Here is a 13,381-nt window from a genome sequence, read left to right as displayed (position 1 = left end):
GAACAGATAGGGCCCGTCCGGCTCGTTCATCAACGTATAGCCCGTCGGATCCTGGCGAGCCACCGGTCCTTCGATGCCCAGGCTGTAGGGGATGCTGCGCCAGTGGACGGTGACGCCGTCGGTCAGCTTGCCGCCCTGGCCCGAATGCAGCCGTTCGACGCTTTCGCGCGCATAGGCCTGGCCCTCGGCCAGGGGCAGTGACCCGAGCCGCGTCGCCCCCCCGCCAAAACTGTATCCGGCGACCAGAATGCCCTTCTCGTGCAGGAACTTGCCGGACGGATACCAGGTCATCAGGGTATCGCGGTCGGTGAACGACAGACCGCCGTAGATATGGTCGTTGGTCTCCCAGAAGCGCGGGGCCTGGAAGGCGATCTTGACCGAGTCGGCGTATCTGGCGTTTTTCACCACCGCCTGCCGGTCCGCCGAGAAGTCGTTGTCGATCCCGGCCAGGACCGAGAAGGGGATCGTACAGATACAGTGGTCGGCCGTGACCGCGTGGCTTGCGCCGGCCGCGTCCTTCCAGGTCGCCTCGACGCCCGTACCCTTGCGCTTCAGCCCGGTGATCTCGGCGTTCAGCGTGATCGCCGCGCCCAGTTTGTCGGCAAAGGCCATGGGAATGCGGTCCATGCCGCCGACCGGCTGGAGCATCGTCGCCTGCATGTCGATGATGTCGTGGAAGGCCGGCGCCCCCCAGGCCATCGGATGCAAAAGCGAAGCCAGCACCATGGCGTCGCGCGGCTTGCCCACGACATCGCCCGCAGCCGGTTCGATGGCAAAGCCGGCGCTCTCGCTGTGGCGGAACATCAGGTCGGGATCCAGCTCGCCCCAGCCGATCAGGTTCTCGACCAGCAGGGCCTTGTCCTCGGCGCTCAGGGACACGTCGACGCCGCCGTTCCGGACACCCTTGGCCAGCAGGGAGGCGACGTTGCCGCGGATATTGTGGATCGCCTGACGCATCTGCAGCGGCTTGCCGCCATTCAGCCCCTCGGCCTGGATCAGGGCACCGTGGGAGTGGTTGACCAGCACCTCCATCTCGACGCCCAGCTCCTTGCAGTAGCCGATGGTCGCCTGATGGTGGCTGGGGATACGGGCGGGGCCGGCGTTGAAATACTGGCCGTCGTCGAAGGTGCAGACCTGCTCCGGCTTGTCCGTATGGGCGATCTTCGAGCCGCGACGGACGGTCCAGTTTCGCCCCCCGACCCGGTCGCGGGCCTCGAGCACCGTGACGGCATATCCCGCCTTCTTCAACTCATAGGCTGCGCTCAGCCCCGCCACCCCGGCACCCAGGATGACCACGCTGGACCCCGACCCCGATCCGGGCGCGAGGGTCGGCGTCTGGGCATGGGCGACGCCGTCGTCGACCAGCCCCATGGCCCGCATGGCCATATACATGCCGCCGGTCCCCGCCACCGCGGCCACCCGCGTCAGAAACGCCCGTCTCGTGCCGATCATGACTCATATCCCCATGGCTCATTTCGCAGATGCGAGAAGAGCAACACGGTTCGACGAGCATGACTAGGGCAGGAGGCACCGTGAATGCCGCCGAGCCCGGATGATCTGGCCGATGTGGATATCACGCCACCAGCTCGAAGGGCTCCAGGCCCGACAGCCGCATCGCGACCGGCCGTTCGGGGATCGCCCGCGTCGGCAGTTTGGAGACCGCCTGTGCCGTGTGGGCGATGTGGTCCGGCGTCGTGCCGCAGCAGCCACCGACGATGTTGACCAGGCCCGAGGCCGCCCATTCCTCGATGAAGTGGGCGGTCTCGTGCGGCTCCTCGTCATACTGGCCCATGGCGTTGGGCAGGCCGGCGTTGGGATAGGCGGCGACCAGGGTGTCCGCCACCCGCGACAGTTCGGCGATGAAGGGTCGCATCAAATCGGCGCCGAGCGCGCAGTTGAAGCCCACGGCGAACGGCTTGGCGTGACGCACGCTGTTCCAGAAGGCCTCGGCGGTCTGGCCCGACAGGGTGCGGCCCGACCGGTCGGTGATGGTGCCGCTGATCCAGATCGGCAGGGGCTCCATCCCCTCGTCTTCCAGGTCCTTGATGGCCTTGATGCAGGCCTTGCAGTTCAGCGTGTCGGTGATGGTCTCGATCAGATACAGGTCGACGCCGCCCTCGTTCAGCGCCTTCACCTGGTGGCGATAGGCGTCATAGACCTGGTCGAAGGTGACCAGCCGCGCGCCCGGATCGTTCACGTCGGACGACATCGACAGCATCTTGTTCAGCGGCCCGATCGAACCGGCCGCGAAGCGCGGCTTGTGCGGCTCCTTTTCCGTCCAGCGGTCGGCGGCGGCGCGGGCCAGCTTCGCGCCCTCCAGATTGATGTCCCAGACCGCGTCGGCTTCCAGCTTGTAATCGTCCTGGGCGATGACGGTGGCGCTGAAGGTGTTGGTCTCGGAGATGTCGGCCCCGGCGCCGAAATACTGGTCGTGAAGGTCCGAGATGACGTCCGGCCGGGTCAGGCAAAGGATGTCGTTGTTGCCCTTCATCTGGTCGCGTTCGTTATAGCCGTTGGCCTCGACGAAGCGGTCGCCGCGGAAGTCGGCTTCCTCCAGCCCGCGACGCTGGATCATCACGCCCCAGGATCCATCGAGGACCAGGATGCGTTCCCTGGCGGCCTTGTGCAGGGCTGCGATGCGTTCGGGGCGGGTAAGCGGAGACGTCATGTCAGACAGCGGCCTTCTGTTCGCGAACGCCCAGCACGCGGCAGATCGCATAGACCAGGTCGGCGCGGTTCAGGGTGTAGAAGTGGAAGTCGGAGAAGCCCTCTTCCTGCAACCGGGCGCAGGTTTCGGCGGCGACCGAGGCGGCCAGCAGCTTGCGGGTTTCGGGGTCGTCGTCCAGGCCGTCGAAATGCGAGGCCAGCCAGCCCGGGACCGAGGCACCGCATGAGGCGCTCATCCGCTGCAAGGCCCCGAAGTTCGACACCGGCATGATCCCCGGCAGCAACGGGATGTTGACCCCGGCGGCGCGGATGCGGTCGCGGAAGCGCAGGAAGGCGTCTATGTCGAAGAAGAACTGGCTGATCAGCCGCGTCGCACCGGCGTCGACCTTGGCCTTCAGAACATCGATGTCATGCTCGATCGAGGGGCTTTCCGGGTGCTTTTCCGGATAGGCGCCGACGCTGGTCTGGAACCCGCCGACGCGCTGGATGGCCAGGGCCAGTTCGGTGGCGTTGGCGTATCCGTCCGCGCGCGGCTGATAGACGCCGCCGATGCCGTCGGTGCCGGGCGGGTCGCCGCGCAGGGCCACGATGTGATCGACGCCGATCGCCTTGTAGCTTTCGATCACCTCATCGACCTCGGCTCTGGAGGCGTCGACGCAGGTCAGGTGGGCGGCGGGTTTCAGCGTGGTTTCCGTCAGCATCCGCTGCACCGTGCGGTGCGTCCGCTCACGGGTGGAGCCACCGGCACCGTAGGTCACCGACACGAAGGCGGGGTTCAGCGGCTCCAGCCGACGCACGGCGTGCCACAGGGTCTCTTCGGCCTTGTCGGTCTTGGGCGGGAAGAATTCGAACGAGACCCGCACCGGATTGGCGTTGTCGCCGGCGCGCGCGACCGGGCCCAGCGGCGACAGCAGAAGGGCGCGGGCGGCTGCGAGCCCCTCGGATTTCACGGCGGCGAGGGCCATCAGGCGGCGCTCCTGTTCAGGGCGGAAAGGGCAGGGCGGACGGCGCCCCAGATGGTGACGGTCAGGCCGTCCGTGTCAGGCGGCAGGGCGACCGGTGCCTCGGTCGTCAGGCCCGCGTCCGCCAGCCAGCCGTCGATCTCCTCGGCGGCAAAGCCGAGGCGGCGGTGCTGATGTTCGGCGCGCAGGTGTTCCAGCTCGTGTTGGGCGAAGTCGACGATCAGGATGCGGCCACCGGGCGACACCAGCCGCGCCGCCTCGGTGACCGCCGCATGCGGATCGGCCAGGTAATGCAGCACCTGATGCACCAGCACGAGATCGGCACTGCCCGCCGGCAGCCGGGTCGAGAAGATGTCGCCGTGCCGCAGTTCGACATTGGTCAGCCCGGCCTCGGCGACCTTGGTGCGCGCAATGTTGAGCATGTTGTGGCTGAGATCCAGCCCCGTCAGCCGCCGCGCCCGGGCTCCCAGCAGGGTCAGCATCCGGCCCGATCCGGTGCCCAGATCGACGATCCGCTCGAACGGCCCGGCACCGGCGGCGTCGCGGATCGCGGCCTCGACGGCGGTTTCGGCGACATAGAGGGAGCGGATGCGGTCCCACTGGGGCGCGACCCGTTCGAAATAGGCGGCAGCCGCCGCCTGGCGCTCATTGCGGACCTGGTCGAGGCGCAGAAGGTCGTCCTCGCCCGCCGTGTCGGCCAGCAGGTCGAGGATGGTCTCGATCAGACGCCGCGTCACCGGCTCCGACGACAGGCGATAGAAGACCCGGGCCCCGTCGGGAAACCGCTCGATCAGCCGGGCGTCGCTCATGACCTTCAGGTGGCGCGACACGCGGGGCTGGCTCTGCTCCAGCACGCTGGACAGCTCCATCACCGACAGTTCCTCGCTGGCCAGCAAGGCGAGGATACGCAGGCGCGTCGGCTCGCCGGCCGCGCGCAGGGCTTCCACAGTCTGTTCGGCCGTCAGCGACATCCAGACATATAAGGATATCCTTATATGTTTTGGCAAGTGAAAACGCCGCCCCACCACGACCATCGCCCTCGCCTGCGAAGGAATGCCGCGCTAGGATCGTCGAAGGGGCTGGTTTCAGGAGACCGCAATGTTCAAGACCATCTTCGCCGTCGCGGCCGTGACCGCCGCCGTCCTGCCGTCGCTGGCGCTCGCCCAGGCCGGCGGGGCCATGACCCTGGCCGCCATGACCGCCAAGGCCGACGAGACCTTCGACGCCGCCGACTTCGACCAGAGCGGGGTGCTCAGCGCCTCCGAACTGGCCCGCGCGGCCCAGGACCTGGGTGCGGCCGGTCAGGGCCTGTCCCGCGCCGACGCCAACCGCGACGGCCGCGTCACCCGCACCGAGTACCACGCCGGTTACGCCGCCATGTTCGCCCGGCTGGACCTCGACGGCGACGGCTCGATCAGCCCGGCCGAGCGGGCCCAGTTCCGGGGCTTCGACCTGGGGCGCGGCCTGCTGGGCGGCGGCACGGCCATGCCGACCCCCGACGGCGGTCGCTAGGCCCCTATCACGCCACCGGCGTCACCGGCGGCTCGCCCGCGAACACCGCCTGAAGGTTCTGCATCAGCAGCATCAGCATGCCCCGCACCGCTTCCTGGGTCGCCCCGCCCGTGTGGGGCGTCAGGACGGTGTTGGGTACCTGGCTCCAGCGCGCCGAATCGACCGGCTCGATCTCGAACACGTCCAGCGCCGCCTGGCCCAGGGCGCCGGACCGCAGGGCGGCGATCAGGGCGTCCTCGTCGACCACCTGTCCGCGCGCCACATTGACCAGCAACCCCTGCGGCCCCAGCGCCGCGACCACCTCGGCCGAGATCAGCCCGACATTGGTCTCGTCCGCCCGGCACGCGATCACCAGGATGTCGCTCTGGGCCGCCAGCGCGATCAGGCTGTCGGCCCGGGCCCACGGGCCGGCCTTCGGGCGCGGCCCCCACCACTGCACTGTCATCCGCATCGCCTCGGCCCGCCGCGCCACGGCCTCGCCGATCAGACCCATGCCCACGATCCCGACCCGCTGCCCGCCCAGCGACGGCGTCATCAGCTTTGACTCGACCGTCCACTGCCCGGCCCTCAGCTCCCGGTCGCCGCGCACGATCTGACGCCGTGCGGCGAGGATCAGACCGAGGGCGTGGTCGGCGACATCCTCGTGATTGACCCCCGGCGCATGGCTGACCGGCAACCCCCGCGCCCGACACCATTCGACGTCGATCCGGTCATAGCCCGAGGTGAAACAGGCGATCAGCTTCAGGTTCGGCAACCGCGCGATCAGCCCCTTGTCCAGCTCGAACTCGCCCGCCACGATCACCGCCTGGATCAGACGCTCCGCCTCCGCCGGCGGCCCCTCCCAGAACCGATAGACGTCGTGCGCGCTCTCCAGGAAGGGCGTCAGCTGGCCGAGGTGACGCTGCATGATCAGGACGGCGGGGCGTTGGGTCATGGGGTGACACTAGGTCCGCCGCCGCCGTCTGTGAACGCTGTCTGGATACCTACAGATACCAGTCCTGGCCGTGGAAGCCGCGTTGGCCCTCCAGATCCAGCATGTACCGGCCGCTGTGCGGCGACACGTCCAAGGCCATGTCCGTGTCGACCAGCTCGATCTCGTCCGACCCCGGCAGGGTCTGGGGCCCGGCATCCTTGACCGCCGGTTCCTCGCCGATCGCGACGGGCGTCCACAGGATGTCCGACAGCGCAAGGTGTACATCGGCCAACAGTATCAGCATCTCGTTCACGCCGTCGCCGCCCAGGTCGACGAACAGGAAGCTGCCTGTGCCGGACCAGGCGATGCCGAACGCGTCTGAGGCGCTGGTGCGAACGGCCGTGAGGTCGATCCTGTCCACGCCGGAGACGAAATCGACGATGAAGTCGGCCGCCGCGACCGTCGAGTCCGACGCCGCCAGATAGACGAACGCATCCGCTCCGTCCTGACCGCCGAGCGTGTCGGCCCCGCCGCCGCCGGTGATGGTGTCGTTGCCGGCCCCCGCATAGATGGGGTCATTCAGGCTGCTCCCGATCAGGACGTCGGCGACGCCCGAACCGATCATATAGATACCGAATCCGTTGCCGTAGATGAAGTCGGTCCCGTTGACGGCTCGGTGGTCGGCGGTGGTCAGGAAAGACCCGGCCTCGGTCTGTCCGAAGACGAAGCTGGACCCGTTGTCGGAGCGAATGATGCTGATCGAGGAGGGGGCGAGGACCGTCAGATCGATCCGGTCCTCGCCGGTCGTGAAGTCGTAAAGGTTGTCGTAGCCGGTCAACTGGCTGGAATCAGCGGTTGTAACATAGCGGAAGGTGTCGCGCCCGGCGCCGCCCGAGATGGCGTCCGCGCCGACGCCGCCGGTGATGGTGTCGTCGCCACCCTCGCCGACCAGCGGGTCTGGCCGCGACGACCCGATTATGGTGTCCGCATCGGTCGAGCCGACGACATAGACGCCGAAGGTCCCGTTGTAGAGGAAATCGGTCGCGTTCAGCCCGGCGATGGGAGCCAGCAATTGGAAGGCCCCGCCCGGCGTTTCCGCGAACACGACACTGCCCCCGCCCGCAAAGCGGATGGTGCTGACCGAGGTGGGGTTTATCGCGGTCAAGTCGATCAGATCGATCCCGGTCTCAAAGTCGGTGATTGCGTCGAGTGCGCCCACCCTGGAATCGGAGGTCGCCAGATACCGGAAGATGTCCGCGCCGGTGCCGCCAGTCAGAGTGTCACGCCCGCCGCCACCGATCAGGACGTCGTTCAGCGGACCGCCGACCAAGGTATCCTGTCCTGAGGTTCCGTTCAGGGTCATCGGGGCAGGGATGGGCGTGTAGATCACGTCGGAGAACAGGACCGTGCCCTGAACATCGACGATGGTCGTCCCGCCCGCGGCGTCTACCGCGGTGACCGTGGTCCTGCCGGCTCCGTTCGGCGCCAGGGTCACCACGACGCTCCCTAAAGCCGTGAAGTCGAGCTTGTCCGAGCCGGTCGAAAAGTCGGTGATCAGATCGGCCGCAACCGCAGTGGAATCGCCGATCGCATAGACAAATCGATCCGCCCCCGTGCCCCCGGTCAGGATGTCGCTGCCTCTCCCTCCGATCAGCACATCCGCGAACCGGCTGCCGATCACGGTGTCGCCGAATGCCGAACCGATCACGATCTCGAAGCTGTTCAGAGTGTCGGAGCCCGCCGCCCCTCCCGCCAGGCCGGTCGCGAGATTGACCCCGACCGCGCCGCTCACTGCGCTGTAGTCGATCGTGTCCGTACCGGTCCCACCGTCCAGCGCGTCGTTGCCGATCCCGCCGTCGAGCCGGTCGTCGCCCTCGCCTCCATTCAATATGTCATTGGCCGCGCCGCCGCTCAGGACGTCGCTTCCGGCATCCCCATTCAATATGTCATTGGCCGCGCCGCCGCTCAGGATGTCGTCGCCGGCATCGCCTTCTAGAGCGTCGACGCCTGCGCCCCCGACCAGGAGATCGTTTCCGTCACCACCGGCAAGGGTTGAGCCGAGGTCGGAGGCAAAGAGCCTGTCGTCTCCCCCTGCTCCGTATACGGATATCCCATCGTGAGTTTCGTCAGGGCCCTCTGTGAGTAGGTCGAACGGGGAGCGCATGGATACGCTCGCCCGCGTGCTGAAAATCGCGCCTAGTGGCAGGGATGCTGCATCAATGCCCACAAGGCGTGCGAAGATGATCCAAGGCGTGGTACGGTCTGCGATGACGGTGTCGGACCCATTTTGGTAATAAGTGATCGGGGTAGAGAAGAACGATCCAATATAGCTGTCACTAAGGTCGACGCGGTCGACGCCGACTTGAAAATCGGTGATCACAGCCACGCCGACGGGATTGGAAACCTTGAACAGATCAGCTCCCGACCCGCCGGTCACTCTGACGGTCGTATCCACTCCGGGAGGCACAATATAAGTCCAGTCGCGTCCCGATCCCAGCAGGTAAGCGTGACCCACGCCGACCGTGATCACATCGTCGCCAGCACCGCCTTCAACGATGCCATGGCTTTGGATCGTAATGCGGTCGTTGCCCGTCCCGCCAAAGACTAGCGGCGCATCGCCAGCGACGGCATAGTAAATTTGCGGGCCAGGCGTGTTGTATACGGTCTGGGAGCCTGTACCGAACGACAGGCTGATAATGTCGTCGCCAGCGCCGCCGTCCAGGACGTCGCCGTTCGACACGCCCTGAACCGAGATCGTGTCGTTGCCGTCGCCGCCGTAGACGAAATCGGCGGGATCATCTCCCGAAAACCAGCGCGATCCCGGATCGAGGAAGTCGTCCCCAGCGCTCCCGATCAGAGTGTCGCCATAGTTCATCGATCCTACGAGATGACGGATGTTGACCAACTGATCGATACTGTAGCCCGTGGATTGGTAGTCGGCGATGGCCAGCGAAATGGTGAGGCCGGTCGTGGCTTCCAGATAGTAGGCGATGTCGTCCCCACCTGTCCCACCATCCAGCCGATTTCGCCCCGTTCCGCCCAACAGCACGTCGTCGCCCGCGCCGCCATTCAGGAGATCGTCGCCGTTCCCGCCCAGCAGGGTATCGTTTCCGTCTTCACCGTTCAGGAGGTCATTGCCGTCGAGTCCTGAAAGACGGTCTCCGCCGATGCCGCCGTTGATAACGTCGTCGCTGCTGGTCCCGTTGAGGGTGTCGGCCCCGCCTGTTCCTGTAAAGGTAGGCATAGTCTTGCATCCTTAAGGGAAACCGCTTCGGGAAACTTGGTCATCGTTGCCCGGAGAACGCAAGGGATGATGGTGAGACGCCGATCCCGCCTCGCCGACTGGGAGCCCGGTCGTGAACCTGATTGCGTGAACGCATTTGAACTGCACACTTGGCCCCGAACTTGGATTCGATCGGTCCATGAATCAACGGCGGGTCCGCAGCCGATCAATTTCCCGACTTCGAGTCCCCAAGGGGGGCAGGAAGGTCGGCGGCCATCGAATCTAGTCCCACCGCCCCTGATACGGCTTCTGAGGTGCCAGATGCCCGGTCAGGCGGTCGATGTGCGGCTGGAGCGGGGCCAGGTCACCCTCACGCTCCGCCTGGGGCAGCCGTTCCCAGGTGGCGCGCAGGCGCTTGGCGTCTTCTTCGGGCGTCGCGGGCACCCAGCGGGCCCCGAGGTGGTTCAGAACCACGGCGTCGGCCAGCAAGGCCAGGTTGCCGGGCGACAGGGTGCGGTCCGTGGGCACGATGTCGGCCAGGGTCTCGCGTGCCCGGTCGACGTCCTGGTGCAGCACCACATACTCCCGCGCGGCCTTCAGCAGGGCCGTCGCCTCCGACCCCCGCCCGGCCGTCAGCGCCTCTCGCGCCCGCCGCAGCACCGTGGTCATCAGGTCCTCCTCCGACGCCGGGGGCAGGGCGGGGGCGTTGGATGCGCTGCCCACGCCGGGTGGAGGTTCGCCATGGTCGACGATGCCCCGCGCCTGAGCCCAGTCGCGCTTGGTCCAGCCTTCCAGCCGGGCCTTCTTCCTCAGATTGGCCTCGCCCACTCCGAACCGTTCGCACACCTCGCGCGCGAACAGGCCGCCGACATAGGCGGCGCGGGCCAGATCCCAGGTCTGGCCGCTGACCTTGCCATAGGTCTGGGTCGGTGGGCGGCGGCGGGCATCCATATGCGGCTCCGGCGGTCACGATCGTCACCGCCGTATCGCCCCCGGTCACGACAATATCGGTCGCACCCGCCGGGATGTGACGAAAGCTGCCGTTAGCGGCCGAACTTCTGGAACTTGATCCGGTGCGGGATCAGGGCGTCGGTGCCGAGGCGGCGCTTCTTGTCCTCTTCATAGGCTTCGAAATTGCCCTCGAACCATTCGACATGGCTGTCGCCTTCGAAGGCCAGGATGTGGGTCGCCAGACGGTCCAGGAACCAGCGGTCGTGGGAGATGACCACGGCGCAGCCGGCGAATTCTTCCAGCGCCTCTTCGAGGTTCTGCAGGGTCTCGATGTCGAGGTCGTTGGTCGGTTCGTCGAGCAGGATCAGGTTGCCGCCGGTGGCCAGGGTCTTGGCCAGGTGGACGCGGTTGCGCTCACCGCCCGACAGCTGGCCGACCTTCTTCTGCTGGTCGCCGCCCTTGAAGTTGAAGCTGCCGACATAGGCGCGGGTGTTGATCTCGCGCTTGCCGACCATCATCACGTCGGTGCCGCCTGAGATCTCTTCCCAGATGGTCTTGTTGGGGTCCAGGCTGTCGCGGGACTGGTCGACATAGGCCAGCTTGACCGTTTCGCCGACCTTGATGGTGCCGCCGTCGGGCTGCTCCTGGCCGGTGATCATGCGGAACATGGTCGACTTGCCGGCGCCGTTGGGGCCGATGACGCCGACGATGCCGTTGGGCGGAAGCTTGAAGGTCAGGTTGTCAAACAGCAGTTTCTCGCCATACGACTTCTGCAGGCCCTCGACCTCCAGCACCACATTGCCCAGGCGGGGCCCCGGCGGGATCTGGATATGGGCGTGGGTCTGGGCGCCGCGCAGGTTTTCCTGTTCCGTGACCATCCGCTCGTAGGCGGCCAGACGGGCCTTGGACTTGGCCTGACGGGCCTTGGCGCCCGAACGGACCCATTCCAGTTCGCGGGTCAGGGCGCGCTGACGGGCCTCGGATTCCGAGTTCTCCTGCACGACGCGCTTCTGCTTCTGCTCCAGCCAGCTGGAATAGTTGCCCTCGTAGGGGATGCCCTTGCCGCGATCGAGCTCCAGCGTCCACTTGGTCACCAGGTCCAGGAAGTAGCGGTCGTGAGTCACCAGGATGACGCAGCCCGGGAAGGCCTCCAGGTGGTGCTGCAACCAGGCGACCGATTCAGCGTCCAGGTGGTTGGTCGGCTCGTCCAGCAGCAACATGTCGGGCTTGGACAGCAGCAGGCGGGCCAGGGCGACGCGGCGCTTCTCGCCGCCGGACAGGTTGGTGGTCGCCCAGTCGTCGGGCGGACAGCGCAGGGCGTCCATGGCCATCTCGATGCGGCTGTCGATGTCCCAGACGTCGCCGGCGTCGATCTTCTCCTGGAGGGCGGTCATCTCCTCCATCAGTTCGTCGGTGTATTCCTCGGCCATCTCCATGGCGATGGCGTTGAAGCGGTTGACCCACTGCTTCTCCTGGCACCAGGCCTCGACGTTCTCGCGGACGTTCAGGCTGTCATCCAGATGCGGTTCCTGTTCCAGATAGCCGCGCTTGATCCCGTCTGCGGCCCTGGCCTCACCCGAGAACTCGGGGTCGATGCCGGCCATGATCTTGAGCAGGGTCGACTTGCCCGAGCCGTTGACGCCCACGACGCCGATCTTGGCGTCGTTGTAGAAGCTCAGCCAGATGTTCTCGAAGATCTTCTTGCCACCGGGAAAGGCCTTGGTCAGGCCCTGCATCTGGAAGATGTACTGCTGCGCCATGGGGTGCGTGAGCCCTGTCGTTCGATCGAATGGGAGATAGCCGCGGGGTGTAGCGACCGCCGCGCGTGGTGGCAAATGACGTAGCCGATGCGCAGGGCGGAATGAGGGCGGCGGGCCTCAGGCGTAGTTGAAGCTGATCGAGATGCGGTCGGACTTCGCCGCGTTGGCGGGGACCTCGTGTCTGAGCCAGCTTTCCCACATCAGGACCGTCCCGGGGCGGGGGGTCAGGTAGACGAAGGGCTTCTCGGCCTCGGAGGCGTCGGCGGCGACGGCGGGGCGGGCCATCATCATCGGCAGGCGGGGGTCTTCCAGCTTGAGCGCGGAGGCACCGTCGGGGACCTCGACATAGACGGTGCCGGACAGGAAGGCGTGGGGGTGGATGTGGCCTGAGTGGCTGCCGCCGGGCTTGAGGACGTTGACCCACAGATTGTCCAGCCGGGGCTTGCGGGCGAGGTCGAAGTTCAGGGCCCTGGCATAGGCGAGGGCGTGACGATCGAGGTGGCGCTTGAGCTCGGCGAACTCGGGCATCCGGGTCGGCAGGTCGTTCAGCGATCCGTAGGAGGTATAGCCGCGATAGCCGTGGGCCCGGCACCAGGCGCGACCGGCGTGGTCCTCATGGGCCAGCATCCGCACGGCGTCGGCCAGGGCGGCGTTGAAGCCCTCGAACCCCGGCGTGGCGGCGAGGGTGGCCTCATAGACCTGGGTGACGAAGAGGGGGCGCAGGGACATGATGCGTCATACCTCTCCCTCCCCTTCATGGGGAGGGCAGATCGCGAAGCGATCGGGTGGGGCAGCGTGAAGCGCAATCGTTCCTTTCGGACCCCCCTGGCTTTGCTTCGCCGGCATTGGGTAGCAAACACACCTAGAGTTTCTCGCTTTTTCATAGGGTTATGTAAACTCTGATCAGTGACAGCAGATCGCCGGTGTCGTGGATGGGGCGGCGGTCTCACAGCAGGTAGGAGATATGCCCAAGCAGGAAAGCATCGTTCCGCCCGGTGTGGATCATGCACAAGCGCTTCATGCGCTGACACGAAAGTATGCCGAGGTCGCCGCCCAGGTCGGTCGCGCCAAAGCTGAGGTGCATAGACTGACCACCGATCTGGCCCACATCGAGGGGGCTATCCCCGTCGACATCTCCTCTCTTGGTATCGTTTTGCGCAACCCAAAGAATCGTCCCGCTTACGCCTCGCGCCCTCGGCGTTAGGGCGCTCAAGAAATTCGCGCAGGAGTTGGTACTTGGTTTCAGAACCGTGGCGAGAGCACCAGCAACGTCTGCAGCGTCTTGTGGGCAAGCGGCCGATGGTGCCGGTCGCGAGCGGCCCCTTCGCCCGGCATGGACTAGGGTCGGTACTTAATAGCGTTTAGCGGTGCCGGTGCAGTTCTGATTCAAGGC

11 protein-coding genes are annotated in these 13,381 nt (G+C 66.4%); 2 read left to right on the top strand and 9 right to left on the bottom strand.

Annotated features, from left to right (window positions below; all coding sequences use genetic code 11):
* From ACILQR_RS11765 to ACILQR_RS11750, 4 genes are all read right to left on the bottom strand, one after another.
* On the bottom strand, nucleotides 1-1,452 hold a 1,452-nt coding region (locus tag ACILQR_RS11765), incomplete at its 3' end, for a flavin monoamine oxidase family protein (RefSeq protein ID WP_395651597.1).
* A gap of 121 nt (nucleotides 1,453-1,573) precedes the next feature.
* A complete protein-coding gene (locus ACILQR_RS11760) occupies nucleotides 1,574-2,668 on the bottom strand; it encodes a homocysteine S-methyltransferase family protein (protein WP_395651596.1) in 1,095 nt (364 codons plus the stop codon).
* A 1-nt stretch (nucleotide 2,669) separates the two neighbouring features.
* Nucleotides 2,670-3,632, bottom strand: coding sequence for a methylenetetrahydrofolate reductase [NAD(P)H] (metF, locus tag ACILQR_RS11755; RefSeq protein ID WP_395651595.1), 963 nt, complete (start codon nucleotides 3,630-3,632; stop codon nucleotides 2,670-2,672).
* Complete coding sequence (locus tag ACILQR_RS11750) at nucleotides 3,632-4,600, bottom strand: ArsR/SmtB family transcription factor (protein ID WP_395651594.1); 969 nt, start codon at nucleotides 4,598-4,600, stop codon at nucleotides 3,632-3,634. The genes metF and ACILQR_RS11750 overlap by 1 nt, the downstream gene beginning before the upstream one ends.
* A gap of 127 nt (nucleotides 4,601-4,727) precedes the next feature.
* Here ACILQR_RS11750 and ACILQR_RS11745 point away from each other — a divergent pair, with 127 nt between their 5' ends.
* Nucleotides 4,728-5,141: a hypothetical protein gene (locus tag ACILQR_RS11745; RefSeq protein ID WP_395651593.1), complete on the top strand. Its 414-nt coding sequence runs from the start codon at nucleotides 4,728-4,730 to the stop codon at nucleotides 5,139-5,141.
* Nucleotides 5,142-5,148: 7 nt separating this feature from the next.
* Here the strand turns inward: ACILQR_RS11745 and ACILQR_RS11740 are convergent, their stop codons facing one another.
* The 5 genes from ACILQR_RS11740 to ACILQR_RS11720 all read right to left on the bottom strand — a co-directional run bounded on the left by ACILQR_RS11740 (nucleotide 5,149) and on the right by ACILQR_RS11720 (nucleotide 12,717).
* Complete coding sequence (locus ACILQR_RS11740; protein ID WP_395651592.1) at nucleotides 5,149-6,075, bottom strand: 2-hydroxyacid dehydrogenase; 927 nt, start codon at nucleotides 6,073-6,075, stop codon at nucleotides 5,149-5,151.
* Between the two features lie 49 nt (nucleotides 6,076-6,124).
* On the bottom strand, nucleotides 6,125-9,298 hold the full coding sequence (locus ACILQR_RS11735; protein ID WP_395651591.1) for a M10 family metallopeptidase C-terminal domain-containing protein: 3,174 nt from the start codon (nucleotides 9,296-9,298) through the stop codon (nucleotides 6,125-6,127).
* Between the two features lie 261 nt (nucleotides 9,299-9,559).
* The gene (locus ACILQR_RS11730) at nucleotides 9,560-10,228 is read right to left on the bottom strand and encodes a hypothetical protein (protein WP_395651590.1); all 669 of its coding nucleotides are present in this window, start codon (nucleotides 10,226-10,228) and stop codon (nucleotides 9,560-9,562) included.
* 92 nt (nucleotides 10,229-10,320) lie between these two features.
* Complete coding sequence (ettA, locus tag ACILQR_RS11725; RefSeq protein WP_395651589.1) at nucleotides 10,321-11,988, bottom strand: energy-dependent translational throttle protein EttA; 1,668 nt, start codon at nucleotides 11,986-11,988, stop codon at nucleotides 10,321-10,323.
* A 117-nt stretch (nucleotides 11,989-12,105) separates the two neighbouring features.
* Nucleotides 12,106-12,717, bottom strand: coding sequence for a TIGR02466 family protein (locus tag ACILQR_RS11720; RefSeq protein ID WP_395651588.1), 612 nt, complete (start codon nucleotides 12,715-12,717; stop codon nucleotides 12,106-12,108).
* 235 nt (nucleotides 12,718-12,952) lie between these two features.
* On the opposite strand from ACILQR_RS11720, the gene ACILQR_RS11715 reads away from it, so the two are divergent.
* Complete coding sequence (locus tag ACILQR_RS11715; protein WP_395651587.1) at nucleotides 12,953-13,192, top strand: hypothetical protein; 240 nt, start codon at nucleotides 12,953-12,955, stop codon at nucleotides 13,190-13,192.
* The last annotated feature ends 189 nt before the right edge of the window (nucleotides 13,193-13,381 follow it).

The sequence above is a fragment of the Brevundimonas sp. genome (assembly GCF_044239655.1).
In the GTDB taxonomy this organism is placed as follows: Bacteria; Pseudomonadota; Alphaproteobacteria; order Caulobacterales; family Caulobacteraceae; genus Brevundimonas.
Note: the sequence above shows the minus strand (reverse complement) of the source record. Positions and strands in the feature narration are given on the sequence as shown.